Below are 24,905 nucleotides of genomic sequence, written 5' to 3'. Positions count from 1 at the left end.
ATGGATGCCGTCCTGTACCGCGCGGACCGCGTGGTGACGATGACCTCCGACCACCCCGACGCCGACGCGTTCGTGGTGGCCGGCGGTCGCGTCCGCGACGTCGGACGGGTCGGCGACGTGCGGGAGCGCTGGGCAGGGCGAGTGCTCGAGGAGGAGCTGCACGGTGTCGTCACCCCGGGGCTCATCGACGCCCACATGCACATGCAGCGTGCGGGTCTGAAGGCCCTGGACTACCTGCAGCCGGACGACGACGTCGACCGCTTCATCGCGGCCATGCGCGACAGCTTCGACGACGACGGGCCCGAGCATCCGCCGTTCGACGACCGGATCCGGGCCCTGGAGCGCGTCCAGCCGCTCCTGCACGCGCTCGGCATCACCACCGTCGTCGATCCCGCGGTCACTCCCGACGAGATGCGCGGGTACCAGGTGGCGCGGCAGCGCGGACTCCTCTCGATGCGTACCGTCGCGATGCCGTTCCTCGAGCTCACGACCGGCGACGCCGACGAGATCGACGCCCTGATCGCCCGACTCGCCGGGATCGGCGCGGCGACCGGGTTCGGCGACGACGTCTTGTCGCTCGGCGGCATCAAGGTCTACCTGGACGGTGAGGCGCTGAAGGGTCAGGCGTGGCTGGAGCGCCCCTGGGACGGTTCGGGCTACACCGGGCTCCAGCGCATCCCCGAAGACCAGTACCGGCGCCTCGTCGCCTGGTGCGGCACGCACGGCTGGGGCGTCGGCACGCACGCGGTCGGGTCTGCGGCGGTGGCGCTGGCGGTGGATGCCGCGAGTGCCGCGGGCGACGCGGTTCCGGATCTCCGGTTCCAGGTCATCCACGGTTACCTGGAGACCCCCGCGGAGGCGATGGCGCAGGCCGCGCGCGTCGGGGTGATCGCCTCGGTGCAGCCCTCGATCATCTGGCACAACGGGGCGGGCCTGCGGGCGGCCCTGGGGGAGCGGGCGGAGCGCGCCAACCCCCTCCGCAGCTGGCTGGACAGCGGGGCCACCGTCGCGTTCGGCTCCGACGGCCCCTTCTTCGCCTTCGACCCCCGGCACCTCATGTGGCAGGCCGTCACGCGGCACATCGCGGGCGACGATCGCCCGCTCGACCCGGCCGAGGCCCTCACCCTCGACGAGGCTTTCGCCGCCTACACCACCGGCGCGGCCCGGGCGGCCTACGCCGAGGATGACCGCGGCGTGATCGCTCCGGGCGCGTGCGCCGACTGGGTGCTCTGGCCCACTGACCCCACGGCCGTCCCCATCGACGAGCTGCGCAGCCTCTCCGTGCTCCGCACCACCGTCGCCGGGCGCACCGTCTACCGAAAGGACCCCCGCGCATGACCGAGACTCCTCTGTACCGCTGGAGCGCCACCGCCCTCGCGGAGGGAATCGCCGGCGGCGAGATCTCGGCGGCCGAGGTCATGCGCGTGCACCTCGACCGCATCGCCGAGGTGGAGTCCGACGTGGCCGCCTTCGTGTCGCTCGTCTCCGAGCGAGAAGCGATGGACATGGCACTCGAGGCCGATCGAGCCGTCGCACGCGGCGACCGTCTCGGGCCCCTGCACGGACTCCCGACCGGGGTGAAGGACCTCATCGACGTCGCGGGTCTGCCCACCTCGCACGGTTCCGCCGCGTATCGCGACGCCGGTCCTGCGACGCACGACAGCCTGCTGGCGACCAATCTCCGTCGCGCGGGTGCCCTCATCATCGGGAAGACCAACACCCCCGAGGCGGGCCTGGGGACCTTGACCTTCAACCCCGTGCGCGGGGTGTGTCGCAACCCGTGGGACCTGAGCCGTCACGCCGGCGGATCGAGCGGGGGCGCGGGTGCCGCGCTCGCCGCGGGCATGCTGCCGATCGCCGACGGATCCGACAGCGGCGGGAGCATCCGCTACCCCGCCTCCCTCTGCAACATCGTGGGCCTTCGGCCGACCCCCGGCACCGTGCCGAGCGCGCGCACCGGGAACGGCTGGGACCCTCACGGGGTCCTGGGGCCGATGGCCCGCGACTCGCGGGACGCCGCGCGGCTGCTGTCCGGGATCACGGGGCGTGACGATCTGGCGCCGCTGTCGTGGGTCGAGGACGCGGAGGCGTTCCTGACTCTGCCTGTCCGGGATCCCCGCTCGATCCGGCTGGGCTGGAGCGAGGACGTCGGCGGTCTGCCGATCGATCCCGAGGTGCGCGCCGTCCTGCGTGCGGCGCGGCAGGTGCTCGAGGCGGCCGGGGTCGAGATCATCGATGTCGAACCCGACCTCGACGGCGCCGACGAGTCCTGGCAGGCCATCGAGATGTTCAATTTCGGCGCCGACGGCAAGGCCCGTTTCGACGAGGGCAGGTCGGGCTTCCGCGACGACTACCTGCGCAACGTCGCCGAGGGTCGCGCGCTCACCGCCGACGCGTACGCGGCGGCGTTGGCGCATCGGACGGTGCTGTTCCGGCGCACGGCCGCGGCGTTGCAGGGACTGGACGGCATCATCTACCCCGCGACTCCGGTGGCGGCGCCGCCGGCGGAGGTGGAATGGGTGGCCGAGGTCGACGGGACGACGTTCGAGCGCTACTTCCTCTGGCAGCGGGCGGCGTGCCGTCTCACCGTCACGGGCCACCCCGTGCTCGCGACGCCCGCGGGCTTCACCGACGCGGGCCTGCCGGTGGGGATGCAGATCGTCGGCGCGTCGCGCGGCGACCTGGCCCTCCTCGCCGTCGGCGCGGCCCTCGAAGACGTTCTCGGTCACGTCGGCGCGGCGCCCGCCGCCCTCCCGCTCTGACGACTTCCGGGCGTTCTCTCGGGGGACGACGCCGCCGCGATCGCTGATCGAAACAGCCCGGCAACACGCGCGCGCGACGATGACGGGGTGCCACCGCTCCACCGCCGTCGATCCACGGGAGTCGGGTCGCGGTGCGGGAGGTGGGGGTCAGCCCCGATCGAGCAGGGTGGCCGGCTCCGTGATCAGCATCCGGTCGATGCGCGCAGCCGGCACTCCCGCCCGCTCCAGGACGGGCACGATGCGGCGGACGACGTGGCCGTACCCCATGCCGCCGTGGCGGGCGAGCTGGCCCTTGGTCCACACCGAGGCCGACATCGTGATGCGGGCATCGGGGCGGTCTTCGCACAGGTCGAGCAGGAAGGCGAGGCGCTCGCCGTCGGTGGCATCCCGCGCGCCGTCCGCGAAGTAGTTCTCGCTTCCGAACGCGAACTCCACGACGGCGCCGGTGTCGACGATGTCGCGCACGTACGCGGCATCCAGGACCTTGTCGATGTTGCAGAACAGGATGCGGCGGGGGTCCATACCCTCGTCGGCCAACAGTGCCGCGACCTCCGGCCCGCGTCGGGCGGCGGCATCCAGGCGGATCGAGACGGCGCAACGCGCCTCGACGGCGGCGGAAGCGGCCGCGCGCAGCGCTCGCTCCTCGGGGAGGGTGATCTCGGCACTGGTGCCCATGAGCCCGAGCAGACCGGCCGGGAAGTCGGCGCCGGGGACCGCCCGGGAGAGCGCTTCCTCGAACGCCGCGCGCATCGCGTCGTCGGTCTGCGCCTTCCACTCCGCGGGGAGCGTCTTGTCGATGTAGCTGCCGTAGGCGGCGACGATGTGGACGCCGGCGCGTCGGGAGATCTCCGGCAGGCGCGACGGATCGGGTCCCATCCCCACCGACGTCGCCTCGACGACCGCCTGCAGCCCGTCGCCGTGGGCGAGGGCGAGTTCCTCGACGGCGACGTCGGCGGAATCCAGGTGGAGGTTGTCGGGCAGCGCCAGCCAGTTCCACCGCAGGTCGCCCAGCGTCTCCGCGCGAACCTCCCCGTCCCACCATGTGCCCTCACGGGTGGGGCGACGCAGATGCCGGGAGTCGGCGAGCACGTGCTCGTTGGTGGAGGTCCGCCCCAGCTGGGACGGCTCGATCGGCCCGAGAACGGTCTGGATCATGACAATGGCTCCCGGGGTTTCATTTTGGATCCGATCTAGTGTCAAATGGATCCTATCAACGAGTCCCGAGCCGAGGAGGGCGATCGATGCAGATCATCGACGCGTACAACACCACGCAGAACGTCCGCGGACGTTCGGACTACCTCTCGGGAGCGCGCCCCGGCGAGGAGCCGCCCGCACACGTTCCGTTCGACCCGCGCCGCATCATCGACCGCATGGATGCCGCGGGCGTCGACATGGCGATGGTGTGCTCGCTGGCGCAGCGGATCGAGAACGACTTCATCATCGGGCTGCAGGATGCGCACCCCGACCGATTCATCGGGTTCGGACAGGTCATGCCGCAGGCCGACGACGCGATCGACGAGATCACCCGGCTCGCCGAAGCCGGCATCCGCGGACTGAAGCTCCACCCGAGCATGCACGGGTACCACGTGGCCGACCACGGCCTCCTCGACCCGGTCTTCCGGGAGTGCGCCCGGCACGGGATGACGGTGATCATCAACGCGCTGGATGACGCGTTCTGCGCGCCGTTCGCGATCGAGGAGATCGTCAAGGATCACCCGGACGTGCCGACGATCATCGCGCACATGGGTGCCGTATGGAACGTCCCCGAGGCGATCATCGTCGCCGAGCGTCGCGAGAACGTGTACCTCGAGACCTCCGCGACGCTCATGGCGGACGTCAAGCGCGCCTACGCCCGCCTCGGCGCCGCGAAGATCCTCATGGGCACCGAGTGGCCCGGCTCCGACTTCGACCTCGAGCGCCTGAAGATCGCCAAGGTCGTGACCGACCCCGCCGACCGGGCGCTCGTGGAGGGCGGCAACTTCGCCCGACTCCTCGGACTGGATGCCGGATGACCGCCGCCTCCGCTCGCCCGCTCCTCGACGGCATCCCCGACGGGATGGATGAGCCGGATGCCGCTCTGCTCGGGCGGGCTCTCGACCTGTTGCGTCGCCGGTACGTCGTGGGGCGCCACGAGGTCGCCAGCGCCTTCCGCCTCGCGGACGGGTCGGTCGTGACGGGCCTGCACGTGGAGTCCAGCGCCGGGCGGGCGTCGATCTGCGCGGAGTCCGCCGCGGTGAGCGCCGCGGCCGCCTCCGGAGAGGCGGTGCGCTCCATCGTGTCGGTGCTGCGCCGCCCCGCGGGGACGGAGCACCTCATCGAGCCGTGCGGCGTGTGCGCCGAGCTGCTGACGGAGCACGCCCCGGACGCGCGGGTGTGGGTCTCCTCGCACGGGGAGCACGTCGCGGTCGAGGTGGGGGAGCTGCTGCCCTTCGCCCACGTCCGTTCCGGGCGGTTCGGAGGGGCGGCATGACCGCGGTGTGGGAGGGCGTGGAGCGTCCCGTGCTCGTGGTCGTCGACATCCAGGGCGGCGCCGGGACCGAGCCGACCGCGGGAATCCCCGTCATGGACGGAAGGGCGGAGCGGGCTCCGCGCGTCCGGGATCTCATCGCCGCGTGCCGTGAGAACGGTGTGCCGGTGGTCTTCATCCAGGAGGTCCACAAGCCGAGCCTGGTGGACATCGGGCGCGAGCTCGACGGCGCCGAGGGAGTCCACTGCATCGAGGGCGACCCCGGGACCGAGCTCGCCGCGTGGCTGGAGCCGCGCCCGGAGGAGTTCGTCATCCGCAAGCGTCGGTACTCGGCGTTCTTCGCCACGGAGCTCGAGCTCGCCCTGAAGTCCTATCGGGCGGACACGGTTCTGCTGGTGGGAGGGCTCACCGACGTCTGCATCCACTACACCGCCGTCGACGCCCATCAGCACGACTACCGCGTGCGGGTGCTGACGGACTGCGTCGCCGGGTCCAGCAGGTGCGCGCACGACGCCGCGCTGGAGGCGATCGCCTACCTCCAGCGGGACTCCCTCATCACCGCGGCCGATGTCGCGGACGGGCTGTTCTCGCGCTCGTGACGATCCGTAACATATCTGAAGCAATATTGGATGCGTAAATAAACATTTTGGATCCAAAATGGAACTGCCCGCCACCGTGGCGACGCGCCCCGAATGCTGTACCCGAACACCTGGGAGAACCCATCATGACGAGAACACGGACGCTCGCCGGTATCGCCTTGGCGGCCGCTGCGGCTCTGACCGTCACCGGTTGCGCCGCCTCCACCGCCCCCGATGCGGGTGGTGGAGCCGTCGCCGACACCATCAACACCGAGCTCTGGTACGCCCCGGCGACCTTCGACCCGGCAAAGGCGACGGCGACGTCGGACCTGTACACCGCGCGTCTCGGATTCGACACGCTGCTGCGACAGGGTGACTCCGAGCCGCTCGTCGGTGGACTCGCCACGGAGTGGACGGCCAACTCCGCGTCGGATTACACCTTCACCATCCGCAAGGGAGCGACGTGCGCGGACGGCACGGCGATCACGCCCAGCGTCGTGGCGGCATCCTTCGAGTACCTCGTCGGCCTCGACGACAGCGGCGCGAAGACGTGGAAGGCGCAGGCCTTCGGGCCCGGAACCCCCACCTTCGCCGCGGACGACGCCGCGGGAACCGTGGAGATCTCGCTCACCGCGCCCTACTCTCAGATGCTCAGCGGTCTGACCCGCCCCGGCACCGGGATCATCTGCCCCGCGGGTCTCGCCGACCCCGAGGGCCTCGCGGCCGGAACGGTCGCCGGCGCCTTCTCCGGCCCGTACACCCTCACCGAAACCGTCGCGGGAAAGAGCGCGAAGTACACCCTCCGCGACGGCTACGACGCGTGGCCGGCGTGGACGACCGTGCAGGGCACGCCCGCGAAGACGCTCAACCTGACGGTCCAGGCCGACCTCAACACCAGCGCCAACCTGCTCGAGTCCGGCGGTGTGGACGTCGCCCGCTTCTACGACTCGAACTTCACCCGTTTCGAGGACAAGCCCGGCTACAGCGCGGTCACGTTCTCGAGCTCGGCCTACAACCTCGTGTTCAACGAGGACCCGAACTCCGGCTCGATCTTCGCCGGTGACAAGGCGCTGCGGACCGCGGTGACCCAGGCGATCGACCCCAACGCCTTCAACCAGGCCAGCCTCGACGGGCTGGGCGAGCCGCAGTTCACGGTCAACAGCGCCAGCTACTCGTGCGCTCTCAACGAGCCCTCGCTGCTGTCGTCGTACGACCCGGCCGCGGCCGCACCCGTGCTCGCGGGCAAGACGATCCGCCTGCTGATCATGTCCAACTGGAACCCGGCCGCGGACTACCTCGCCGAGTCGCTGCGCGCCGCGGGCGCGACGGTCCAGGTGAGCGCGCCCGACCCGGCCGACTGGTCGAAGCAGATGCGTACGCAGCCCGAGACGTGGGACCTCGCTGTCGCCGCCGAGAACGCCGAGGCCGGACTCATCCACCTCTCCATCGCGCGCTACCTCGGACCGACCTACGCCAACGGCGGCACCAACGTCGCATACACCGACAACCCCGAGGGCGTGGCCGCCTACGAGGCGGGCATGGCCGCGACGGACCAGGCCGCACAGTGCGCGGGCTTCGAAGAGGCGCAGCGCACCATCCTCGAGCGGGTCGACATGATGCCCCTCATCACCGACACCCACCGCTACGTCGCTCGCGACGGCTTCGCCACCCACGTGCTGTCCGGGTACTGGGACCCGACGGCCATGCGCATCACGGGCTGACCCCCACCCGTCGCCCGGACCGGATCACGAGAGAAGAGGACGCGATGTCATCGCAGATCGCCGATACTCCTGCGACCTCCGGTCCGGGCGACGGCGCCACCGAGGAGTCGCCCCGCGCGGCCGGTCTCGGTGGCGCCTGGCGCGCCTTCCTGATCCGACGCGGCATCGGGCTGGTGATCAACCTCGCCCTCCTGGTGGTGGTGACCTTCCTCATCGTCCAGCTGATCCCCGGGGACCCCGCGACCGCGATCGCCGGCGAGAACGCCACGCTCGCCCAGGTCGAACTGGTGCGTCAGCAGCTCGGCCTGAACGAGCCGCTGCCGGTCCAGTTGTGGAACTACGTCGTCGCCGTCGCCCAGGGGGACTTCGGCGACTCGTTCAAGTACCGCATTCCGGCGATGGACGTCGTGATGGCGGCGGCACCGAACACCCTGGCGCTGACGATCCCCGCCGTGATCCTGCTGCTGGTCCTCGGTCTCGCCCTCGGCATGACCATCGGCGTCCTCACCCGCAACGGGCGCCGCCGCGCGCTCGACCTCGGGTTCAACGGCGTGACCGCCCTCATCTCCTCCATCCCCACCTACGTCCAGGCGACGGCCTTCGTCGTCATCTTCGCCGTCATCCTGCGTGTGCTTCCCCCGGCCTACTCGCCCGCGTACAGCCTCGGCACCGCCGCGATCCTCCCGATCGCCTCGCTGACGCTGGGCGGACTGTGCTCGGTCGCGCGAATCGTGCGGCGAGAGACCGCGGTCATCCTCGAGCAGGACTACATGCGCTCCGCGCGCGGGTGGCGCCTCCCCGCCCTGACGATCTACACGCGGCACATGCTGCCCAACCTCCTCACGACGGCCCTGACCCTGTCGGGCATCATCCTCACCGCCCTGCTCGGGTCCGCGCTCATCACCGAGGCGGTGTTCGCCTGGCCGGGGCTCGGCAGCGTGATCGTGCAGGCGATCGCGGTCGACAAGGACTATCCCGTCATCCGTGCCGCCGTCTTCGTCATCGGGGTGATCTCGCTCGTGACGACGCTGATCATCGACATCGTGCTGGGCGTCATCGACCCGCGAACCCTGGGAGAGCAGCGTGGCTGACACCCTTCCCCCGGCCCTCCTGGCCGATATCCCCGCCAAGCCGCGCGCCTTCCGATGGAACGTGCCGCTGGTCGTCGGCGTCGGGCTGCTCGGGCTCGTCGCCCTGGTCGCGATCTTCGCGCCGTTGCTGTTCGGCACGGCGGCGACGCAGCTGGGCGGCTCACCGAACCTCCCCTCCACGCCCGACCATCCGCTGGGAACCGACACCCTCGGCCGCGACATGCTCGCCCGCACCCTCGTCGCGACCCAGCCGACGGTGTTCATGGCCGTGTCCGCGACGGCGCTGTCGGCGATCGTCGGCATCGCCCTCGGGGTGGCGACGTGGCTCGCCCCGCGTCGTCTGCGCGAGCTGAGCCTGCGGGGCATCGAGTTCGCGATCAGCTACCCCACGATGCTCGTGGCGATCATCATCGCCGCCGTCCTCGGGCAGGGCGTCGTGCAGTTGGTGATCGCGATCGCGATCGCCAACATGGCCGGGTTCGCGCGCCTGACCGCGAACCTCGCCGCCAAGATCGCCTCGAGCGAGTACGTCCAGACGGCGCGCCTGCTCGGTGTGCCGGCGCATCGGCTCGCCCTCCGCCACATCCTCCCCAACATGGCCGAACCGACCCTCATCCTCATCGCCGGGGCCTTCTCCGGGTCGCTGGTCGAGATCTCGGGTCTGTCCTTCATCGGGCTGGGGCCGCAGTCGCCGGCTTTCGACTGGGGGCGTCTGCTCAGCGAGGGGCTCAGCAAGATCGTGGTCAACCCGATCGTGATCGTCGGTCCGGCCGTCGCGCTCACGATCACCTCGCTCGCGGCGCTGCTGGTCGGTGACGGTCTCGCGGCCGCGGCCAACCCGCGGTCGAACACCGACCGTGCGCGTCTGCTGAAGGCCCCGGGAGCGCCGTCGATCGCCCGCGATCCGCGCGACCTGGTGGTCGTGGACGGGCTCGACGTGCAGCACGCCGGGAGTGGGCGGGCTCTCGTCTCGGACGTGTCCTTCACGATCCGCCGCGGCGAGATCCTCGGCATCGTCGGAGAGAGCGGCTCCGGCAAGTCCGTCACCGCCTCGGTCGTCGGACGTCTCCTCGGGGAAGGGCTCCACGCCCGCGCCCGCACGCTGACGCTCGACGGCACCGACCTGACGGGCCGGGTGTCCGACCGGTTCCTGGCCGAGCGCATCGGATTCGTCTACCAGGATCCCGGCACCGCGCTCAATCCGGCGTTGATCCTCGGCATCCAGCTCACCGACGTCCTGCGCGTGCGGCTGCGGCACACCCGCCGCGCCGCCATGCATCTGCTCGTGCAGCGGTTCCGGTCGGTGATGCTCACGGATCCGGAGGGCCGTTTGCGGCAATACCCCCATCAGCTGTCCGGCGGCATGAAGCAGCGCGCGATGATCGCCTCCGCGATGAGCACCGAACCGGCGCTGCTGATCGCCGACGAGCCGACCACGGCGCTCGACGTCACCGTCCAGCGAGAGGTCCTCACCCTGATCAAGCGGATGAACGCCGAGTCCGGTACCTCCATGCTGTTCATCTCGCACGACCTCAGCGTCGTGCGGGCCCTGTGCGACCGGGTGCTGGTGATGAAGGACGGCCGCATCGTCGAGCGGATCGACGAGGTGCGCGGGATGACGGAGGATTCCGTCACCCACCCCTATACGAAGCGACTGCTGGCCGCGTCTCCCGTGGTGGAGGTCGGCGTCGGATCCGTCGGTCAGGAGGACGGGCGATGAACGCAGCGATGGTCGTCGTGGAGGACCTCCGGGTCCGATACGGCGCGGTCACGGTCCTGGACGGAGTGTCGCTCGAGGTGCCCCGCGGACGCACCGTGGGCGTCGTCGGTGAGTCCGGGTCGGGCAAGTCCACGCTGGCGAAGGTCCTCGTCGGCGTCGCGTCCCCGAGCCACGGACGCGTCGACGTCGACGGCACCGACCTCTCGCGCGTGCACGGTCGACGGGCGACGTACGCCCACCGGCGGCGCGTGCAGATGATCCCGCAGGATCCGTACTCCTCGCTCTCGCCGCGGCGCACGATCGGGCAGACCCTGGCCGAGGCGCTCGACCCGCGGCGGGGCCGTGTCGCGCGTTTCGAGGATCGGATCGCCCACGAGCTCACGCGCGTCGGGCTCTCCGGCGACATGATGCACCGCTATCCCCACGAGTTCTCCGGCGGTCAGCGGCAGCGCGTCGCGATCGCCCGCAGCCTCATCATCGATCCCGCCTTCGTGATCGCGGACGAGATCACCTCGGCCCTGGACGTGTCCGTCCAGGCGCAGATCCTCGACCTGCTCGCCGAGATCAAGGCCGAGCAGGACCTGTCGATGATGTTCATCTCGCACAACCTCGCCGTCGTGCAGCGGGTCAGCGACGTCGTCGCCGTCATGCACCGCGGACGCATCGTCGAGAGCGGGCCGGTGGAGCAGGTCTACGCCGACCCTCAACACTGGTACACCCGCCGCCTGCTGGAGGCCGACCCCGGTTCGCCCGGATTCCGGCTCGACGTATGAGTGCACGACTGCCCGAGGTTCCGGCGGCGTCGGGCGACGTGCGCCTGACGGGCGCCACGGTCATCGACGGCACCGGCGCGGAGCCGCTCGACGACGTCGAGATCGGCATCCGCGGGGATCGCCTCGTCTACGTCGGTCCGCGCCGCGGCGGTGACGTCCCGGGTCGCGAGATCGACCTGCGGGGCCGATGGGTGCTGCCCGGCTTCGTCGACGCGCACGTGCACCTCGTGATGAGTACGAACGTGGATGCCGAGACGCAGCGGCTGTGGTTCCCCGAGGAAGCCGTCGTCGCGGCGATCGGCAACCTGCGGTCGACGCTCGAGGCGGGGGTCACGACTGCGCGCGACCTGAGCGGACTGACGCCCGGATACCGTTCGGCGATCGCCTCCGGAGCCCTCGTCGGTCCGCGTCTGCACCTCGCGATTTCGATGCTCTCGCCGACCGGAGGGCACGCGGACCCCGTGAACGCGAACGGCTCGCTGCCCGCGTGGGCCGAGCGCGGGCTGGCGTCGGGGTGCGCGGTCGTCGACACCCTCGACGAGGTCGTCCGCACTGTCCGCGCTCTCGTGCGCACGGGTGCCGACGTGATCAAGGTCTGCACGTCCGGCGGGGTCCATTCCCCGCACGATTCCCCGAGCGACACGGGGCTCCCGCGCGAGCACGTCGCCGCGATCGTGACCGAGATGGCCGGTCGCGCCGGTCAACCCGTGACCGCCCACGCCCAGACCGATGCGGCCGTGCGCGCGGCGGTCGAGGGCGGGGTGGCCAGCATCGAGCACGGCTACGACCTCAGCGACGAGACGATCGCGCTGATGCGCGATCGCAGTGTCGTGCTGGTGCCGACGCTCAGCACTCTCCTGCGCGTCCCGCCCGGCCCGGCGGACCCGGTGCGTCAGGCCCGCCAAGAGCGCGGCCTCGCGTCGATCTCCGCGGCGGTCGCCGCGGGCGTCCCGATCGCCCTGGGAACGGATGCCGGGATCCACGAGCAGGGCCGCAACCTCACCGAGCTCGCGCACCTGGTGCGTGTCGGTCTGTCTCCCCTGGCCGCCGTGCACGCCGGCACTCTCGCGGGCGCCCGTCTCCTCCGCCTCGACGGCGACCTGGGATCCGTGGAGGCGGGCAAGCTCGCCGACCTCGTGATCGCCGACGTCGACCCGCTCCGCGACATCGCGGCGCTGGCGGATCCGCAGCGCGTGCGCGCCGTGGTCCAGAGCGGACGGTTCGTGAAGGATCTCGACGCCCTGTCTCGCTGAGGCGTCGAGACCTCGTCACTCGGCGAGGGACGACCGCGCCGCGTCGATGATCGCGACGACGGCTTCGGGGGCGGCGTACGGGATGGCGTGGCTGGTCGCGACCGTCCGGATGTGCGCGCCCGCGCGAGCGGCCATGTGCTTCTGGCCCTCGAGGTGGATGTGCTTGTCGTCCTCCGCGATCAGGTACCAGGACGGGCGCGTGCGCCAGGCGGCGGGGCCGCTGCGCTCGGTGAAGATGGCGTCGGCCGAGGTCCGTCGATCGTGGAGGCGCCGCTCCCACACGTCCAGGGGAACGTCCCAGGCCAGCGCCTGCCGTGCGGCGGGCGAATCGTCCGGGATCCAGCTGCCGTCTTCGCCGCGCGAGAACCAGGTGCCGACCTCGGCTTCGGGGTACTGCCCGACCAGTTCCTGGATGTTCTCGCCCTCGTCGGGAACCCACGCCGCGATGTAGACGAGGCCGCGCACGCGCGGGTGCGTGCCCGCGCCGGTGATGATGGAGCCCCCGTACGAGTGTCCGACGAGCAGCACCGGCCCGTCGATGTCGTCGATGATCCGCGTGATGGTCGCGACATCGTCGTGGAGGGACTGCGAGGGGGTGTCCGACACGGTGACCGGGATGCCGGCCGCCTCGAGCAGCGGGACGACCGAGGACCAGGACTGGGCGCTGCCGCCCGAGCCGTGAACGAGAACGACATGCATGAGGACTCCGGAGATTCAGGTGAGGGGGCGGGCTTCGAAGCTCAGCCAGAGCTCGAAGCTGTTGCGGCGCGTGAGGCTCGTCGCGCCGATGCTCGCTCGGCCCACGGCACCGATCTCGGGGCCGAAGACGTCGAGGAAGAGATCGGTGGCGCCGTTGGAGACCTCATTGAGTCGGTCGAAGTCCGGGGCGCACAGGACGAAGCACAGCGCGCGCGAGAGCCCGGCGACGGCGTCGAGCGATCCCACGGCGAGCCGGATCAGGCCGAGGCTGTTGATCGCGGTCTGGCGGGCGGCATCCTGAGCGTCGGCGAGCGACACCTCGGTGCCGACGACGCCCGGATGTACCTGCGCGCCGTCGCGCGTCTCGGGGGTGATCCCGCTGAGCTCGACGAAGTCGCCGGTGCGGTGGAACGCCTTGAGTCCCGCGCCGTAGCGCCCGCCGTACGGGGGGTTCGTGTAGTCCGGGATCCGCAGGCCCAGCTCGGCCGCGCGCTGCTCCGCCGACATCGAGAAGGAGGCCGTCATGCGCCGGGGAGCGTCAGGAGCACCGTCGGCGCCGGTGCCGCTTCGCGCCCCTCGAAGGGGATGGGCTGGCAGACCAGGTAGTAGTCGCCCGGCTCGGCCGCGGCGAGGTTCGCGTTCTCGAGGATGACGACGCCGGCGTTGCACAGGATGACGTGCGTCGGCCACTCGACGGTGTGGTCGGGCGCCTCCATGGTCATGTAGTCGTTCGCCGCGAACACCACGCCGTTGTCGACGAGCCACTGCGCGCCCGACGGGCCGAGACCGACCCACGTCTCGCTCTTCTCGGTGCGGGTGAGGGCGTCGGTGGAGTTGCGGGTCTTGAAGAGCACGCGCTTCGCGCCCTCCGCGCCGGCCGCGATGAGATCGTCGGCGGTGATCTCCTTCTCGACGTGACGGAGGTCGAGGACGCGCGCCTCGCCGATGGTGTGGTCGATCGGGAGCGAGTCGACGGTCGTGCCGCCCTTGACGAAGTGGCTCGGCGCATCGACGTGCGTGCCGGTGTGGGCGCCGATGAGCCACCGCGAGACCTCGCTGGGGCTGGTGTCGGAGATCTCCTCCACCATCTCGTACGTCGGGCGGCGACCCCAGTGCAGCATCTCGGGGTGGACGGGGATGCTCAGATCGATGATGCGTGGCATGGATCGCGGTCTTTCAGAGGGGAGAGGGCAGGAGGGTGGGCGCGAGATCGCTCAAGCGGCGGGCTTGTAGACGACGTAGAGCTTGCGGACGGGGTCGATGACGTTCCACACTCCCGTCCATCCGATCGGGAAGTACGCGGCGCTGCCGGCGGTGAGCTCGACCGGCTCCTCGCCGTCGCGCTGGACGGTCATGCGTCCGGCGAGGATGTGGACGATCTCGCCGCGGGTGAGGAACTCCCACCGCGACGTGCCCGGGTCGCTCTCCCAGATTCCGGAGATGATCGTGCGGTCGTCGTTCACGAACTGGACCTTGCCGCGGACGATGATCTCGCCGGCCAGCGGCTCGCCGTTCGGCGGGGCGAGGGGCTTGGCCTCGAGCTCGGAGGAATCCACCTCGGCGGGGCGCATCACGAAAGTCACGATTGGATCCTAAAGCGGCAAGAATGGATCCGCAATACGGGATTCACCGCGCCGTGTGACGGGATCGATCGCACCGGCATCGGACGGCATCCGTCTCCCTCGCCCCGCGAGGTCGGGTCACGCCGGCACCTCCACGCCCTCGCGCTCCGAGGCCTCGCGCTCGGCCGCGAGGTCGGCCAGCACGGCGGCTTCGCGGTCGAGCTCCGGCGCGCGGCGGGGGAGCGCGAAGGCCAGGGCGACGTAGGTGCCGAACCCGATGACCGCCGACACGAGCGTCGCCCAGCCGTCGAACTCCGGACCGACGAGGTCGTTCGGGACGTGCAGGATGTCGTTGGGCACGCCGTAGAGCGTCGGGGTCAGGGCAAGCAGCGTCATGCGCACGACGAAGCCGACGACCATCGCGCCGAGGGCGGCGACGGCGCCCGGACGCTTCCAGAACACCCCGATGACGAACGGTGCCGCGAGGCACGCGAGCATCAGGTCGAAGGCGAGCGTGAGCAGGATGCCGGTCTGGCTCACGCGGATGGCGAGGAAGGCGCCGGCGATCACGAACGGGATCATGGCCAGACGCGTCCAGCGCAGCAGCGGGTCGGGGCCGCTGCCGGTGTGGCGGCGGACCGTGAAGACGTTGCGGACGGCGATCGCCGAGGTGGCGAGCATCGCCCCGGAGGCCGTCGAGAACGAGGCGGCGACGATGCCCGAGAGCACGAGGATCGCGATGATCGGCGGCGCGTAGTCGCCGAGCAGCTGGTACAGCACCGGACCGTTCTCGACCGAAAGCCCGAGCGTCGACGAGACGCTCAAGGCGACGATCGCGAAGACCGAACCGATCGCGGCGGTGAGCCCCGCGGCGATGAAGCACGAGCGCTGCGCGACGGACGGGCTCTTCGCCCCGAAGATGCGCTGCATGAAGTCGATCGCGACGATGTCGCCGATGGCCAGCGAGATGAGCGTCGCCCAGTTGATCGGGGCACCGGCTGCCGGGTCGGTGAGCTGCTGGAGGTCGAACGGCCCCATGCCCTCGGGGATCACGATGCCGTACGAGAACGCGACCCACGCGAGCAGGACGATCGCCGCCACGACGGTGATCGTGGTCTGGATCGCCGCGGTGTAGGCATCCGAGAACAGGCCGCCCGCGACGGTGTACGCGAGCACGAGGACGACGGCGAGCACCACGCCCCACGCGTAGGGGATGTTCGCGAAGCGCTCGAGCAGGAAGCCGCACGCGACGAGGTTGCCCGCGAGCAGGAACGTGAACGACACGATCATGAGCACGGATGCCAGCAGCTCCACGGGGCGTCCGTAGCGCAGGCGGAAGAAGTCGCCCAGCGTGAAGAGCTTCATGGCGTTCATGCGCTTGGCGAGGAACAGGCCGGTCAGCAGCAGGCAGACGGCCAGGCCGATCGCGAGCGACGCCCCCGACCAGAAGCCGAACTGCGACGTGAGGTCGGTGTTCCCCACGGTCGCGTTGGCGTCGACGGCGGCGGCGGTGAGGCTGACGGCGACGAGCGGCACGCCGAGACGGCGTCCGGCGACGAGGTAATTCGCGCTGTCGCCGTCGACCTTGCGTGCGACGACGATGCCGACGACGAGGATGAGGACGACGCTCAGCGCGACTCCGAAGATGATCATGGCGGGCTCCCGGCGATGAGGGGCGAATCGGGTTTCTGTTGCTTGACAGAAACAATCCGCTCGCCGGGGTCGCGCGTGGTTTCGGCCGTGTAAAAGGCGCGTGAAATCGCCCGCGGCGCCGGGCACTGGCATCCGGGGTGGGGTCCGGCATCCGGGTGAGGGTTGCGTGCGGGGGCCCCTCGACCCGCGAGACTGCACGCTGCTGACATCTCGGTTGCAGTCTGCAGTGGGTTTGTCAGCTGGGTGCAGTCTCGCGGCCACACCCGCCACGAGCCGGCCGCAAGCCGGCGGAACCCGCCGGCTTCAGCCCAGCGCCGCGAGCACGCCAGGGCCCGCCGCCGCGGCCCGCTCGCGCGTCGCGGCGTCGAGGTCGAGCACGCGCAATGCGGCGGCCGCGATCGTCGTGGCATCCAGGGGCGCCGTCTGTCCGCCCTTGCGCTGCAGGATCACGCTCTCCACCAGCGCCAGCACGAGCGCCGCGCCCGCCGCCGCGCCGGCGGCATCCACGCCGCATGCGGCCACGAACGTGCGGTAGGTCGTCTCGAGCTCGCCGCGACGCTCGCGGAACGGGTGGAACGCCGCGTCCGACACCTCGGGCAGCAGGTACAGCGCCCCGGTGTTGTGCGGCGCTTCGGCGAGGAGCGTGACGTCCGACACGCACAGCGCCCACAGGCGCGCGGCGGGCTCCTCGTCGCGCGCGAGCAGTTGCGCGGCGACGTCGAGCGAGGGCTGCACGGTGTCCAGGAGCAGCGCGAGCAGGATGTCCTGCTTGCGCGCGAAGTGGTGGTAGAGCGTGGCCTGACGGATGCCGGCGGCCTCGGCGATCGCGTGCGTGCTGGCCGAGCCGTACCCGCGCGTGCCGAACAGGGCGGCCGCAGCGGCGAGCACATCGGCGCGCGTGCCGAGTCCGGTGGGGGAGGAGCCGGATGCCCGGGGTCGTCCGGTTCTCGTCGGCGCCATGCCCCCACCGTACTCGGGCGCTTCGTAACGCCACCGAAACGCACGGGTGCTCTAATACCTGTCAACCGATAGAAAGGGATCCCATGGACGGTCGTGTGGATGCACTCGGAGACGTGGGACGGGCGCGGCAGGACGCCCGAGCCCGGGATGCGCGCTCACCGTGGATGCCGTATCTCCCGCCCTCGACGGCCCCGTTCCGGCCGGAGGGCGTCGCCGACGGCGACCTGCGCTGGGCCGAGACCGTCGCCCCCGGCGGGTATACGCACCTCCGGGTGGCCCGCGGAACGCGCCTCCGGCTCGCCGATCCCACCGGAGACGCGTGCGCCACGGTCGTCCTGTTCAACTCGGCGAACCCGGGGGAGCGCCTCAACGTCGCCGACACGCAGAAGATCCCGTGGCAGGCGTATCTCGGCGAGGGGCACCCGCTGCTCTCGGGCGACGGGCGCGTCCTCGCGACCATCGCCGCCGACACCTCCGGCCACCACGACGCCTTCTGCGGCACGACGAGCGACGCGTTCGCGATCGAGCGCTACGGCGACGCCGCGCCCGAGGGGCCTTCGCCGTCGGGCCACGGCCTGCTGCGGCTCGCCGCGAGCAAGCACGGCCTGACCTCTCGCGACCTGCCGCCGTCGGTGTCGTTCTTCCAGGGGGTGCGCGCGAACGCCGCCGGCGACCTCGAGTGGACCGGATCCGCCGGGCCGGGCGCCTCTATCGAACTCGTCGCGGAACTGCCGTTGATCGTGCTCGTCGCCAATGTCCCGCATCCGCTCGACCCGCGCGAGGACTACGTCGTGGGCCCGCTGCAGGTCACCGCCTGGGCGTCGCGCCCCACCGCGGAGGGCGATCCCGTCTTCTCCCTCACCCCCGAGCGCGAACGCGCCTACCGCAACACCATCGCCTACGCCGCCCTGGCCGGATCGTGAGGAGCCGTTCCATGAGCACCACCGTCCCCGATCGTCCCGTCCACGCCGACGGCGTCCCCCTCGACTGGTCCGAGCCGCTCGTCCCCGGCGAGGTCGTGCTCGATGAGCGCGTCGCCCCGCGCGGACCGTGGTCGGGCATCGTCCGCGCCGGCGACGTCCTGACGATCGTCGACGTGGGCGGCAACCAGTCCGCCGACTTCCTCGTCTACGCGGCCGACGACACCGACGAGCGGTACAGCGCCGCCGACACGATCGCGTGGCAGCGCAACGTCTACGTCCGCACCGGCACGGTGCTGCGCAGCAACCTGGGCCGCCCGCTCATGACGGTCGTCGGCAACGAGGTCGACCGGCAGGACACGATCGGCGGCGCCTGCTCGAAGGAGTCGAACACCCTCCGCTACGGGCACCACACCCTCTACCAGCACGGCTGCCGCGAGAACTTCCTCGCCGAGGCGGCCCGGTACGGGCTCGGCGCCCGCGACCTCGTCTCCAACCTCAATTGGTTCATGAACGTCCCCGTCGAGGCGGACGGCTCGCTCGGCATCGTCGACGGGATGTCGGCCCCCGGCAAGCGCGTGGCCCTGCGGGCGGAGCGCGACGTGCTCGTGATCGTGTCGAACTGCCCGCAGATGAACAACCCCTGCAACGACTTCAGCTGCACGCCGCTGCGCATGGTGGTGACGCGCCCGTGACCTCCTTCGCCACCCTGCTCGTCGCCAACCGCGGCGAGATCGCGCGCCGCATCATCCGGTCCGCGCGCGAGCGGGGCCTGCGCACCGTCGCGGTGTTCTCCGACGCCGACCGGGCCGCGCCCCACGTGCGCGAGGCCGACGAGGCGGTCCGCCTCGGCCCCGCGCCCGCGGCCGAGTCCTACTTGCGGGTGGATGCCATCCTGGCCGCGGCCCGTGCCACGGGTGCCGGTGCGATCCACCCCGGCTACGGCTTCCTCGCCGAGAACGCCGACGCCGCGCGCGCCGTCGAGGCGGCGGGGCTGGTGTGGGTCGGGCCGACGCCCGAGCAGCTCGAGGCCTTCGGGCTCAAGCACCGCGCCCGCGCGCTCGCCGAGGCCGCGGGGGTCCCGCTCCTCCCGGGCACCGGGGTGCTCGCCTCCCTCGACGAGGCCGAGGCCGCGGCATCCGTCATCGGATACCCCGTGATGCTCAAGGCCACCGGCGGCGGAGGCGGTATCGGCATGCGGGTGTGCGCGGATGCCGACGAGCTGCGCGCCGCGTACGACGCGGTGGTCCGTCAGGCCGAGGCGAGCTTCGGGACTCCGGGGGTGTTCCTGGAGAAGTTCGTGCGGCCCGCCCGCCACGTCGAAGTCCAGCTCTTCGGCGACGGCGCCGGGCGCGTCGCGGTGCTCGGCGACCGCGACTGCTCCCTGCAGCGCCGAAACCAGAAGGTCGTCGAGGAGGCCCCGGCTCCGGGTCTGCCGCCCGAGGTGCGCGCGGAACTCCACCGCACCGCAGCGGCCCTGGCATCCGGCATCCGGTACCGCTCCGCCGGGACGGCCGAGTTCGTCTACGACCCCGTCGCCGAGCGAGCGTACTTCCTCGAGGTCAACGCGCGCCTGCAGGTCGAGCACCCGGTCACCGAAGCCGTGTTCGGCGTCGACCTCGTCGGCCTCATGCTCGACCTCGCCGCGGGCGGCCCGGCCGCGCTCCCCGACGACCTGTTCGCCGGCCCTCGCGAACCCCGCGGACACGCGGTCGAGGCCCGCATCTACGCGGAGGACCCCGACCGCGGCAACACGCCGTCGACCGGACTCGTCACCGCCGTGCGGTGGCCCGAGGGCGAGGGCATCCGGGTCGACTCGTGGGTCGAGGCGGGCAGCGAGGTGTCGCCGTTCTACGACCCGCTGCTGGGGAAGGTCATCGCTCACGGCGCCGACCGTGACGCCGCCCTCGACCGGCTCTCCGCCGCGCTCGCCGACACGCGTATCGACGGCATCGTCACCGGCACCGGCATGATCCGCGAGGTCGTGAACGACCCGCGCGTCCGCGCCGTCCGACATGACACCGCGACCCTCGACGGAGCGCGCGACCCCGACCCGCGCATCGACGTCGTCGACGCGGGGATGCTCACGACCGTGCAGGACTTCCCGGGGCGGATCGGTTACTGGAAGGTCGGCGTTCCGCCGTCCGGGCCGATGGATGCCGTGTCCTTCCGCGAAGCCAACCTCGCCGTCGGCAACCCCGAGGGTGCGCCGGGCCTGGAGATCACCCTCACCGGACCGACGCTCCGCTTCAGCGTCGCCTCGGTCGTGGCCGTCACGGGGGCGGCGGCTCCGGTCGAGCTCGACGGCGCCCCGGCGCCGATGTGGGAGCCGATCGCCGTTCCGGCGGGCGGGGTGCTGCACGTAGGCACCGCCGAGGGGCCGGGCATGCGCGTGTTCCTCGCCGTACGCGGCGGTCTCGACGTGCCGTCGTACCTCGGGAGCGCCTCGACCTTCACGCTCGGCGGCTTCGGCGGGCACGGCGGCCGCGCGCTCGTGACGGGTGACGTGCTGCGCCCCGGCGCCGCCGCGATCGCCGACCCGACGCCGACCCCCGCGGAACGGCGCCCGCACCTCGACGCGACGTGGGTCCTGGCCGTGACCGAGGGGCCGCACGGCGCCCCCGAGTTCTTCACGCGCGCCGACATCGACGCGCTGTACTCCGCGGAGTACCGCGTGCAGGTCAACTCCGCCCGCACCGGCGTGCGGCTCACCGGCCCGAAGCCGACGTGGGCGCGCACCGACGGCGGCGAGGCGGGCCTCCACCCCTCCAACATCCACGACACGCCCTACGCCGTCGGCGCGCTCGACTTCACCGGCGACACCCCCGTGCTCCTCGGCCCCGACGGGCCGAGCCTCGGCGGGTTCGTGTGCCCGGTGGTCGTGGCATCCGGGGATCTGTGGAAGCTCGGCCAGCTGCGGCCGGGAGACGTCGTGCGGTTCGCGCCGGTGCGCGAGGCCGACGCGGCCACGCTCGACCCGGCGATCGCCGCCCCCGCTCTCGTCGGCACCGGCGACGGCGACGACGGAGTGATCGCCGTGCGCGAGGCCGAGGTCGAGGGGGAACGCGTCCTCCGCCCGCGGACCACGTACCGCCGCGACGGCGACGACAACGTCCTCGTCGAGTTCGGCGACCAGGTGCTCGACCTGGGCCTGCGGATGCGCGTTCACGCGCTGCAGGAGCGCCTCGCGGAGGAGGCCCCGAGAGGGATCCTCGACGTCACTCCCGGCATCCGGTCGCTCCAGGTGCACACCGATGCGTCGGTGCTGCGCGCGTCGCAACTCGTCGGCCTGCTGCGCGAGCTCGACGACGACCTGCCGCCCACCTCCGAGCTCGTCGTGCCGTCGCGCGAGGTGCGGCTGCCGCTGTCGTGGGACGACCCCGCGACGCGTCTGGCGATCGAGCGGTACATGGCGGGCGTCCGCGACGACGCCCCCTGGACGCCGTGGAACATCGAGTTCATCCGCCGCATCAACGGCCTCGACAGCGTCGACGACGTCTACCGCACGGTGTTCGACGCGCAGTACCTCGTCATGGGCCTCGGGGACGTCTACCTCGGTGCACCGGTGGCGACGCCGCTGGATCCGCGGCACCGGCTCGTCACCACCAAGTACAACCCCGCCCGCACGTGGACCGCCGAGAACTCGGTCGGCATCGGCGGCGCCTACTTGTGCATCTACGGCATGGAGGGCCCCGGCGGCTACCAGTTCGTCGGCCGCACGGTGCAGATCTGGAACCGTTTCCGCCGCGGCGGGCTCTTCACCGAGAACCCGTGGGCGCTCCGATTCTTCGACCGCATCCGCTGGTACCCCGTCTCGCCTGAGGAGCTGCTCGATCTGCGCGCAGACGTGGATGCCGGGCGCGGGGACTTCGAGACCGTCGAGGGCGAGTTCGCCCTCGCGGAGTACGAGCGGTTCCTCGCCGCCGAGGCCCCGGGCATCGACGCGTTCCGCAACCGCCAGCGCCGCGCTTTCGACGAGGAGCGCGAGCGGTGGCGGATCAGCGGAGAATTCGACCGCGTGGACGACGCGCCCGTAGCGGCGCCGAGCGCCGGTCGAGAGCTGCCACCGGGCACAGTGGGTGTGACCGCGCCGTTCGCCGCCGCGGTCTGGCGTGTGGACGCGGCGCAGGGCGCGCCCGTCGAGAAGGAGCAGAAGATGATCGTGTTGGAGGCGATGAAGATGGAGACCCCGATCGGGTCGCCGGTGACGGGGACCGTCGCCGAGGTGTTCGTGCGACCGGGCGAGACCGTCGCCGCCGGTCAGCTGCTCGCCGCCGTGGCGGTGGACGCGTGAGCGCCGTCGACCGGGTCCGCGCCGCCTACGCCCGGATGCGCGAGGTCGACCGCCCCGAGGTGTGGATCACGGTCCGCGACGAGGACGACGCGCTCGCCGAAGCGGCCGAGGTCGACCTCGGCGTCGCGGCGGGGGAGCGCCTGCCGCTGGCCGGCACCGTCGTCGCGGTGAAGGACAACATCGACGTCGAGGGGATGCCGACGACGGCCGGGAGCCGCGCGTACGCGTACCGCCCCGAGCGCGACGCGACCTCGGTCGCCCGGTTGCGGGCCGCGGGAGCCGTGGTGATCGGAAAGACGAACCTCGACCAGTTCGCCACCGGACTCGTGGGCACCCGCAGCCCCTTCGGCGCCGTACGCAACGCGTGGGATCCGACGCGGATCTCGGGCGGCTCCAGCTCGGGGTCGGCGGTGGCCGTCGCTCTCGGCATCGTCGACCTCGCGCTGGGCACCGACACCGCCGGCTCCGGCCGCGTGCCCGCGGCGCTCAACGGGATCGTGGGCGTGAAGCCCACCGTGGGCCTCGTGCCGGCCACGGGCGTCGTCCCCGCGTGCCGCACCCTCGACTGCGTCACGGTGTTCGCGCGCGGGCTGTCCGACGCCCGCGCGGCCGCCGAGCTGCTGTCCGGCCCCGACGGGATCGACCCGCTCGGCCGCGAGGACCGCCCCGCCCCACCGCTCGACGCGCGCCCGCGGGTGGCCGTGCCCACGGCCGAGCACCTCGCGGGTCTCGCCGACGGGTGGGCCGAGGCCTTCGCCGGCGTCGTCGCGGCGCTCGCCGCGTCCGGCGTCGAGATCGTCGAGGTCGACATCGCCCCGCTGCTCGAGGCGGCCTCCCTGCTCTACGGCGGGGCCTTCGTCGCCGAGCGCACCGCGGCCGTCGGCGACTTCATCGCCGCGCACCCCGAGCTCGTCGGCACCGACCTCGATCCCACGGTCGCCGGGATCGTGCTCGGCGGTGCCGAGGCGCGGGCCGTGGACTACTTCCGCGACCGCGAGCGCCTCGATCGCCTCGGGGCCGAGGGGCTGCGCCGACTCGACGGGACCGTCGCGCTGCTCACGCCCACCACGACGTGGCATCCGACGCTCGACGAGGTCGCGGCCGACCCGGTCGGGGCCAACAGCCGCATGGGGCGGTACACGAACTTCGCCAACCTGCTCGACCGGAGCGCCCTGGCCGTGCCCGCCGGGGTCGTCGGCGGCCGCGCGTTCGGGGTGATGCTCACCGGCGCCCCCTTCGCCGATCGCACGCTCGCGCAGCTCGCCGAGCGCATCCAGGCGCCCGCGGTCGACCTGCTGGTCGTCGGTGCCCACTTGCGCGGGCAGCCGCTGAACCATCAGCTCGTCGCCGCCGGTGGGACGTTCGTCGCCGACGTGCAGACCTCGGCGGACTACCGGCTCTACGCCCTCGACACCGTCCCGCCCAAGCCCGGTCTGGCCCGCGTGGCCGCGGGGGGCGCGCCGATCGCGGGCGAGGTGTGGCGTCTGCCCGCGGCGGGCTTCGGGCGCTTCGTCGCCGACCTGCCCGCGCCGATGGGCATCGGCTCCGCTGTCCTCGCGGACGGTTCCCGCGTCGCGGGCTTCCTGTGCGAGGCCGTGGCCCTCGAGGGCGCGACCGACATCACTGCTCACGGTGGCTGGCGCGCGTACCGGGCGGCGACGGCGTGAGCTCGACGGTCGTCGACTTCGCGTCGCTCACGCCGCTGCGGCTGAGTGGGCGCCCACGCCGACTCGTCCCCATGGTCGTCGCGTACGAGCCGATCCCCGAGGCGGTCTCCCTGTACGGCGGCAGCACCTTCCGGTTCCTCCTGGAGCCGGTGACGGCCGTGGCGATCGTCTTCGACGAGGGCTGGGTGCTCGTCGACGGCGGATTCGACCCCGCGCGCATCCGCGACCGCGCCGTGCGCACGGCATCCTTCGACTACGAGAACTACGCGCCGATCGTGCCCCCCGGCGACCCGCTCGTCGACCAGATCGCCGAGGCGGGCTTGGCCCTCGGCGAGCTCGCGGCGGTCCTGCTCTCGCACGCGCACTTCGACCACACCGGCGGGGCCCGGCTGCTCGCGCGGGATCGGCCGCTCGTCCTGCAGCGGCGGGAATGGTGGCACGTGCGGCACGTGACCGACCCGCGCATGGCCTTCCTCCTCCGCGACGACCTCGACCGCGACGGCCTGACCCTGGCGCTGGTCGACGGTGACACCGAGCTCGCCGAGGGCCTGCGCGTCATCGACACCTCGGGGCACACACCGGGGCACCAGTCGTTCGTCGTCGAGCTGCCCGATCGCACCGTCGTGCTCGCGGGGGATGCCGCCGACCTCCTCGGCAACGTCGAACACGGCGTGCGCTGCGGCTCGACGGTGGGCGACGACGGCCCCGACCGCGCCGACCGGGCGGTCGCGCGCCTCGCGGCTCTGCACCGCACCCCCGGCACCGAGGTCTGGCCCGCCCACGAC

The 24,905-nt window shown here is 72.0% G+C and carries 22 protein-coding genes; 15 read left to right on the top strand and 7 right to left on the bottom strand.

Annotated elements, in window-relative coordinates; translation table 11 throughout:
• Both FE256_RS08105 and FE256_RS08100 read left to right on the top strand, forming a co-directional pair.
• On the top strand, positions 1 to 1,338 hold the full coding sequence (locus FE256_RS08105; RefSeq protein WP_138174540.1) for an amidohydrolase: 1,338 nt from the start codon (positions 1 to 3) through the stop codon (positions 1,336 to 1,338).
• Positions 1,335 to 2,762, top strand: a complete 1,428-nt coding sequence (locus FE256_RS08100; RefSeq protein ID WP_138174538.1) for an amidase — start codon at positions 1,335 to 1,337, stop codon at positions 2,760 to 2,762. The genes FE256_RS08105 and FE256_RS08100 overlap by 4 nt, the downstream gene beginning before the upstream one ends.
• 147 nt (positions 2,763 to 2,909) lie before the next feature.
• On the opposite strand, the gene FE256_RS08095 is transcribed toward FE256_RS08100, so the two are convergent.
• Positions 2,910 to 3,917: a phosphotriesterase family protein gene (locus FE256_RS08095; protein WP_138174536.1), complete on the bottom strand. Its 1,008-nt coding sequence runs from the start codon at positions 3,915 to 3,917 to the stop codon at positions 2,910 to 2,912.
• Between the two features lie 86 nt (positions 3,918 to 4,003).
• On the opposite strand from FE256_RS08095, the gene FE256_RS08090 reads away from it, so the two are divergent.
• From FE256_RS08090 to FE256_RS08055, 8 genes are all read left to right on the top strand, one after another.
• Positions 4,004 to 4,774 (top strand): amidohydrolase family protein, encoded by a 771-nt coding sequence (locus tag FE256_RS08090; protein ID WP_138174534.1) that lies wholly within the window; start codon positions 4,004 to 4,006, stop codon positions 4,772 to 4,774.
• A complete protein-coding gene (locus FE256_RS08085) occupies positions 4,771 to 5,232 on the top strand; it encodes a cytidine/deoxycytidylate deaminase family protein (RefSeq protein WP_138174532.1) in 462 nt (153 codons plus the stop codon). Before FE256_RS08090 ends, FE256_RS08085 begins: the two co-directional genes overlap by 4 nt.
• Positions 5,229 to 5,828 (top strand): cysteine hydrolase family protein, encoded by a 600-nt coding sequence (locus FE256_RS08080; RefSeq protein ID WP_138174530.1) that lies wholly within the window; start codon positions 5,229 to 5,231, stop codon positions 5,826 to 5,828. Before FE256_RS08085 ends, FE256_RS08080 begins: the two co-directional genes overlap by 4 nt.
• Before the next feature lie 125 nt (positions 5,829 to 5,953).
• Positions 5,954 to 7,528, top strand: a complete 1,575-nt coding sequence (locus FE256_RS08075) for an ABC transporter substrate-binding protein (protein WP_138174528.1) — start codon at positions 5,954 to 5,956, stop codon at positions 7,526 to 7,528.
• A gap of 44 nt (positions 7,529 to 7,572) precedes the next feature.
• Positions 7,573 to 8,619, top strand: coding sequence for an ABC transporter permease (locus tag FE256_RS08070; protein ID WP_138174526.1), 1,047 nt, complete (start codon positions 7,573 to 7,575; stop codon positions 8,617 to 8,619).
• Positions 8,612 to 10,339, top strand: a complete 1,728-nt coding sequence (locus FE256_RS08065) for a dipeptide/oligopeptide/nickel ABC transporter permease/ATP-binding protein (RefSeq protein ID WP_138174524.1) — start codon at positions 8,612 to 8,614, stop codon at positions 10,337 to 10,339. The genes FE256_RS08070 and FE256_RS08065 overlap by 8 nt, the downstream gene beginning before the upstream one ends.
• A complete protein-coding gene (locus tag FE256_RS08060) occupies positions 10,336 to 11,112 on the top strand; it encodes an ABC transporter ATP-binding protein (protein ID WP_138174522.1) in 777 nt (258 codons plus the stop codon). The genes FE256_RS08065 and FE256_RS08060 overlap by 4 nt, the downstream gene beginning before the upstream one ends.
• Positions 11,109 to 12,365, top strand: coding sequence for a metal-dependent hydrolase family protein (locus tag FE256_RS08055; protein WP_138174520.1), 1,257 nt, complete (start codon positions 11,109 to 11,111; stop codon positions 12,363 to 12,365). Before FE256_RS08060 ends, FE256_RS08055 begins: the two co-directional genes overlap by 4 nt.
• Before the next feature lie 15 nt (positions 12,366 to 12,380).
• Here FE256_RS08055 and FE256_RS08050 read toward each other — a convergent pair whose 3' ends face one another.
• The 6 genes from FE256_RS08050 to FE256_RS08025 form a co-directional block, all read right to left on the bottom strand.
• A complete protein-coding gene (locus FE256_RS08050) occupies positions 12,381 to 13,064 on the bottom strand; it encodes an alpha/beta fold hydrolase (protein ID WP_138174519.1) in 684 nt (227 codons plus the stop codon).
• Positions 13,065 to 13,079: 15 nt separating this feature from the next.
• On the bottom strand, positions 13,080 to 13,589 hold the full coding sequence (locus tag FE256_RS08045) for a RidA family protein (protein ID WP_138174517.1): 510 nt from the start codon (positions 13,587 to 13,589) through the stop codon (positions 13,080 to 13,082).
• Positions 13,586 to 14,227 (bottom strand): cyclase family protein, encoded by a 642-nt coding sequence (locus tag FE256_RS08040; RefSeq protein ID WP_138174515.1) that lies wholly within the window; start codon positions 14,225 to 14,227, stop codon positions 13,586 to 13,588. Before FE256_RS08040 ends, FE256_RS08045 begins: the two co-directional genes overlap by 4 nt.
• 51 nt (positions 14,228 to 14,278) lie before the next feature.
• Complete coding sequence (locus FE256_RS08035) at positions 14,279 to 14,647, bottom strand: cupin domain-containing protein (RefSeq protein WP_212743492.1); 369 nt, start codon at positions 14,645 to 14,647, stop codon at positions 14,279 to 14,281.
• 117 nt (positions 14,648 to 14,764) lie between these two features.
• Positions 14,765 to 16,279, bottom strand: a complete 1,515-nt coding sequence (locus FE256_RS08030) for a high affinity choline transporter 1 (protein ID WP_171024254.1) — start codon at positions 16,277 to 16,279, stop codon at positions 14,765 to 14,767.
• 303 nt (positions 16,280 to 16,582) lie between these two features.
• Positions 16,583 to 17,239: a TetR/AcrR family transcriptional regulator gene (locus FE256_RS08025; protein ID WP_138174511.1), complete on the bottom strand. Its 657-nt coding sequence runs from the start codon at positions 17,237 to 17,239 to the stop codon at positions 16,583 to 16,585.
• An 83-nt stretch (positions 17,240 to 17,322) separates the two neighbouring features.
• Between FE256_RS08025 and FE256_RS08020 the strand changes: the two genes are divergently transcribed.
• The 5 genes from FE256_RS08020 to FE256_RS08000 form a co-directional block, all read left to right on the top strand.
• Positions 17,323 to 18,162 carry an urea amidolyase associated protein UAAP1 gene (locus FE256_RS08020; protein WP_138174509.1) on the top strand — a complete coding sequence of 280 codons (840 nt, stop codon included), beginning with the start codon at positions 17,323 to 17,325 and terminating at the stop codon, positions 18,160 to 18,162.
• Positions 18,163 to 18,173: 11 nt separating this feature from the next.
• Complete coding sequence (locus FE256_RS08015) at positions 18,174 to 18,854, top strand: urea amidolyase associated protein UAAP2 (RefSeq protein WP_138174507.1); 681 nt, start codon at positions 18,174 to 18,176, stop codon at positions 18,852 to 18,854.
• Positions 18,851 to 22,453 carry an urea carboxylase gene (gene uca / locus FE256_RS08010; RefSeq protein ID WP_138174505.1) on the top strand — a complete coding sequence of 1,201 codons (3,603 nt, stop codon included), beginning with the start codon at positions 18,851 to 18,853 and terminating at the stop codon, positions 22,451 to 22,453. Before FE256_RS08015 ends, uca begins: the two co-directional genes overlap by 4 nt.
• Complete coding sequence (locus FE256_RS08005) at positions 22,450 to 24,120, top strand: allophanate hydrolase (RefSeq protein ID WP_138174503.1); 1,671 nt, start codon at positions 22,450 to 22,452, stop codon at positions 24,118 to 24,120. The genes uca and FE256_RS08005 overlap by 4 nt, the downstream gene beginning before the upstream one ends.
• The coding region (locus FE256_RS08000) for an N-acyl homoserine lactonase family protein (RefSeq protein WP_138174501.1) at positions 24,117 to 24,905 on the top strand (789 nt) is incomplete at its 3' end. The genes FE256_RS08005 and FE256_RS08000, both read left to right, overlap by 4 nt.

It is taken from the genome of Microbacterium sp. 5K110, from assembly GCF_005774735.1.
Taxonomy (GTDB): domain Bacteria; phylum Actinomycetota; class Actinomycetes; order Actinomycetales; family Microbacteriaceae; genus Microbacterium.
The sequence above is the reverse complement of the archived record's forward strand: the minus strand, read 5'-3'. Positions and strand labels throughout refer to the sequence as shown.